Raw genomic sequence first — 2,910 nt, forward strand, 5'->3', positions numbered from 1 at the left:
GCAGCCGATCCAGCTGGTTCGCGAACGCCTGTCGGTCGGCCTGCGAGAACGCCGGTGGGCCGCCGGTCTCGACGCCGCTGCTGCGCAGGCTTTCCATGAAATTGCGCATGTCGAGGGCCTGCTTGATGTTCTCGGCGGTGTAGCGTTCGCCGCGCGGGTTGATCGCGGTGGCGCCTTTTTCGACCACCGCGGCCGCCAGCGGGATGTCGGCGGTGACGACGATATCGCCGGGCTGCGCCTGCTCGACGATATGGTTGTCGGCGACGTCGAAGCCCTTGGGTACCTGCACCGAGCGCAGGCTGGGGTAGGGCGGCGTCTTCAGCCACTGGTTGGCGACCAGCGTCACCGGCAGGCCGGTGCGGTCGGCGACCCGGTAGAGGATTTCCTTGATGACGGCAGGGCAGGCGTCGGCATCGACCCAGATGTGCATGATGGTTTCCGTATTTGCAGGAACTTAACCACAGCGTGCATAGCGAGCACGGCGGAAAGAACAGTTATTTTGTTTGATTTTCGCCGTGACCGCTGTGTTCGCCGTGGTCAGAACAATTTTTTCAGCATAATAACCAAACTCAAACAGCGCCACTCAGCATATGTCGATTCAATGGTTCCCCGGCCACATGACCTCGGCCAGGAAGAAGGCGGCCGAGACGCTGGCCAACGCCGACGTGGTGGTCGAGGTGGTCGATGCGCGCCTGCCGGCCGCATCCTCCAACCCGATGATCCACGAGTTGCGTGCCTTCCGTCAGCGCCCCTTCCTCAAGCTGCTGAACAAGGCCGACCTGGCCGACCCCGCGGCGACGAAGGCCTGGCTCGATTTCTACAATGCGCAGCCAGGCACCAGGGCGGTCGCCATCTCCTGCAAGAAGCAGGGCGAGGTCGCGCGCGTGCCGTCGCTGTGCCAGTCGCTCGCGCCGCACCGTGACAGTGCGCTGAAGCCGCTGCGGCTGATGATCATGGGGATCCCCAACGTCGGCAAGTCGACGCTGCTCAATGCGCTGGTGAAGAAGAAGGTGGCCAAGGTCGGCGACGAGCCGGCGGTGACCAAGAGCCAGCAGCGCATCGACGTCAATCCGCGGCTGACGCTGTACGACACCCCGGGCATGATGTGGCCGAAAATCGGGCATCCGGAGGATGGACTGATGCTGGCGGCAAGCCACGCCATCGGCGTCAACGCCTACATTGACGAGGAAGTGGCGACCTGGCTCGCCGGCTTCCTGCTCACCCGTTACCCGGCGCTGCTGACTGCCCGTTATGGCTTCAAGCCCGAAGGAATGGATGCACCGGGCGTACTGGAGGCGGTGGCCAGGAAGCGTGGCTGCCTGATCAAGGGCCGCGGCGGTGAGCTCGATATCGAGAAGGCCTCGCTGATCCTGCTCACCGACTACCGCAGCGGCACGCTCGGCCGCATCAGCCTGGAAACGCCGGAAAGCCGGGCGGCGCGCCCGGCGGCCGAGGCCGTCGCACCGCCTCCCGGCGACGCCCCCGATTCGCCTGACTAGACCTTGAAGCGGCCCACAGTGGCCTGCAGGCCCTGCGCCAGCGATTCCAGCGCATTGGCGGCAGCGGCCGTCTGCTCCACGGCCTGATTGTTCTCCCGTGTCCGCGACGCGATGGCGTCGATGCTGTCGGCAACGCTGCGGCTGGTGACGCGCTGCTCGTCGGTGGCCTGAGCTATCGCGTCCAGCCCCTTGCCCACCTCGGCGACCGAGCCGTTGGTCGCCTGCAGGATCTCGGCCACCGAGCCGATGGTGCCCTGACTGGAGGAGATATGTGCCAGGCCATCGCCGATGGCGCGATGGACGGCAGCGGACTGGCTCGAGAGGTTGGCGGTGATGCGGTCGATCTCATGTGCCGACTGCCCCGATTTCTCGGCCAGCTTGCGCACCTCGTCGGCAACGACCGCGAAGCCGCGCCCGGCCTCGCCGGCACGGGCGGCTTCGATCGCCGCATTCAGCGCGAGCAGGTTGGTCTGCTCGGCGATGCCCTTGACCTCCTGCGTCATCTTGCTGATCGCGTCGGTGTTCTTGACGAACTCGTTGATCGTTTCGGCCATCATCTGCACCGTGCGGCCGACTTCGTCCATTTCGCCCAGCAGTTGCATCAGGCTGCGGCTACCCGCCTCGGCGCGGCGCAGGCTTTCCTGCGACTGAGTATTGACGTGATCGGCGCTTTCGGCGATGGCCGAAATGTTCTGCAGCATGTTCTCCATCGCGCTTTCCGCCTGGGCCGCCTGCTCGCCCTGGCGGTGCGAGCCGTCGGTCACGCGGCGGGCGGCGGTCGACAGTTCGTGTGCCTGCGAGGAAACCTGACGAGCCGAATCGCCAACCTGGCGGACGAGGCGCACGAAGTTTTCCATCATTTCGTTGAAGATCGCCGAGGCCTGGCCAATCTCGTCGTTGCCGCGCACGGGCAGGCGGCGCGTCAGGTCGCCTTCGCCGCGGGCGATGTCGCGCAGGCCGTCGGTCAGTTGCTCCAGCGGCGCGGTGACGAAGAGCCGCGTCAGGAACCAGATTACCCCGAGCAGCAGCAGGCTGACGCCGGCGGCCGCCGCCGAAATCTTCAGGCGGAATGCCGCCACCTCGGTTTCCACGGCGTCGAGCGAGACCTTCATGCTGACGACGCCCAGTACGGTGCCTTCGGGGACCTGGTGGCAGGCGAGGCAATCCTTTCCGAGGTAATTTTTTGCCGCCCGCGTCGGCATGACAACCCGCAGATAGGACGTGCCATCGGCGCTCTCCGTGCGCACGTGCGGTTGCCCGGACGCCATGACCTGCTGCTCGACGGCGTCGAGCTGGCGGGAAGACTTCTTGTCTTCGCCAAAGGTTTCACTGACTGCCTTCGAACGGGCCACATGAAGATCCTTGATGATCGACAACTGCTTGATCTGGTCGAGGAATACCTCGCGCTGGT

Annotated in this window: 3 protein-coding genes; 1 reads left to right on the top strand and 2 read right to left on the bottom strand. The window is 65.4% G+C overall.

The annotated features are described in order from the left end of the window. Positions 1 to 430: YaiI/YqxD family protein (locus RKP46_RS15325; protein ID WP_311107437.1), on the bottom strand; the 430-nt coding region annotated here is incomplete at its 3' end. Between the two features lie 160 nt (positions 431 to 590). Between RKP46_RS15325 and ylqF the strand changes: the two genes are divergently transcribed. Continuing rightward, a complete protein-coding gene (ylqF, locus tag RKP46_RS15330) occupies positions 591 to 1,499 on the top strand; it encodes a ribosome biogenesis GTPase YlqF (RefSeq protein ID WP_311107438.1) in 909 nt (302 codons plus the stop codon). On the opposite strand, the gene RKP46_RS15335 is transcribed toward ylqF, so the two are convergent. Further along, positions 1,496 to 2,910: methyl-accepting chemotaxis protein (locus RKP46_RS15335; RefSeq protein WP_311107439.1), on the bottom strand; the 1,415-nt coding region annotated here is incomplete at its 5' end. The genes ylqF and RKP46_RS15335 overlap by 4 nt on opposite strands.

The sequence above is a fragment of the Accumulibacter sp. genome, assembly GCF_031732815.1.
Classification (GTDB): domain Bacteria; phylum Pseudomonadota; class Gammaproteobacteria; order Burkholderiales; family Rhodocyclaceae; genus Accumulibacter.